This is a genomic window from Microcystis sp. M49636_WE2, from assembly GCF_030065375.1.
Taxonomy (GTDB): Bacteria; Cyanobacteriota; Cyanobacteriia; order Cyanobacteriales; family Microcystaceae; genus Microcystis; species Microcystis aeruginosa_C.
The window spans coordinates 1-1,610 of sequence record NZ_JASJFG010000943.1; the positions used below are offsets into that span (position 1 = coordinate 1).

Genomic DNA, 1,610 nt, shown 5'->3' on the forward strand with positions numbered 1-1,610 from the left:
CACATAGCCCAAATAATCGGTTTTTAGCTCATCGACCACAAAGGGGACAAAAATCGGGTAATCGGCATCAGAAAGGCGAATATGACGAAATTTACCGATACTGGGCGAGATTTTATCCCAGATACCCAAGCCTGTAAAAATTCGGCTGGACATCAGCGAGAGGGCATAAGCTTGACGACGGGAGGCGGCCACCTCTAGGGGACGTTCCTCGATCATAGCGATATTTAATCCTGTATTTTTTAAAGCCACCGCTAGGGTGGTCCCGACTATACCGCCCCCGACAATGATTAAATCGTAGCTGTCCCGTCCTAACATATAAATATTTTTCTCAAAGATAATCAGTGACTACAATGATCTATTCTGACACGATTTTCGGGGTTGCTGTCGGGTTTGATGGTCTTCACCCCACCTAGCCATTGATAGACTTTCAAGGGTTTTGTCCTTTGCCGAGAGTTTCGGGTTAGGGTTAAGTAAGTGTTTTGGCTCTCTGGCAAGAGCGCCCCTCGTCAACTAGGAAATCACCATGGAACTTTATCAACGAATAGCCGATTTTTATGACTCCTCTAGTGGACTGTGGGAAAGGATTTGGGGCGAACATATGCACCATGGTTACTACGGTCGCGGCGGCAAGATTAAACTCGATCGCCGTCAGGCACAAATTGATTTAATAGAAGAATTATTAACTTGGGGTCATGTCACCGGTGCTAATCGGATTCTTGATGTAGGTTGTGGTATTGGTGGCAGTAGTCTTTATCTGGCCGAAAAATTTCACAGCCAAGCGGTGGGGATTACCCTTTCCCCGGTACAAGCCGCTAGAGCCAGCCAAAGAGCGCAAGAGTTCAATTTAGAAGAACAAGTCAGTTTTTGTGTGGCTGATGCCCTAAAAACCCCTTTTCCTGACGATAATTTTGATCTGGTCTGGTCATTGGAAAGTGGCGAACATATGCCCGATAAAAGGCAATTTCTGCGGGAATGTTATCGGGTTTTGCAGCCCGGAGGGACTTTTTTGATGGCTACTTGGTGTCATCGTCCCACCACTTCCCTGGCCGGTAATTTAACGGAAGGGGAGATTAAACTATTAAACGAGATTTATCAGGTTTATTGTCTGCCCTATGTGATTTCTTTGCCAGAATACGCCGATATTGCCCGTGAAGTTGGCTTTCAAGACCTAAAAACCGATGATTGGTCCCTATCGGTGGCGGCCTTTTGGGATGTGGTGATTGACTCGGCCCTCAGCACAGATGCGATCGCTGGTTTGTTAGCAAGCGGTTACACTACTATCCAAGGAGCTTTATCTTTAGGGTTAATGCGGCGCGGTTACGAGTCGGGTTTAATTCGTTTTGGCCTACTGCAAGGGAAAAAATAATCAGCTTGGCGATGATTACAGTGCAGCGATTGATAATTAGGCGTTGTCAGATCAGAATAGGAAAGATGCAATGCAATCCTTGCTATCAAAGTAATTTGAGTTTCGGTGCTGATTCGGATCATCTTTCAATTTGACAACGCCAATTTTTCCCCAATCCAGTCTTTGACAATAGCTTGTAACGGTAAATCACGACGCTGACTTTCTTGCTCAAGAGCCTCTACCATCCATGAGGGAAACTCAAACG

2 protein-coding genes are annotated in these 1,610 nt (G+C 45.8%); one reads left to right on the forward strand and one right to left on the reverse strand.

All coding sequences use genetic code 11. From position 1 onward, the window contains the following. Nucleotides 1-315 (reverse strand): FAD-dependent oxidoreductase (locus PX484_RS21730; RefSeq protein ID WP_288105458.1); only part of this gene is annotated, 315 nt, incomplete at its 3' end. Nucleotides 316-523: 208 nt separating this feature from the next. Here PX484_RS21730 and PX484_RS21735 point away from each other — a divergent pair. Beyond that, nucleotides 524-1,366, forward strand: coding sequence for a methyltransferase domain-containing protein (locus PX484_RS21735; protein WP_002803187.1), 843 nt, complete (start codon nt 524-526; stop codon nt 1,364-1,366). Nucleotides 1,367-1,610: the final 244 nt, after the last annotated feature.

What these genes read in the sequence shown, in the direction of transcription:
- PX484_RS21735 (WP_002803187.1), top strand. Translation starts at nt 524, where the DNA reads ATGGAACTTTATCAACGAATAGCCGATTTTTATGACTCCTCTAGTGGA.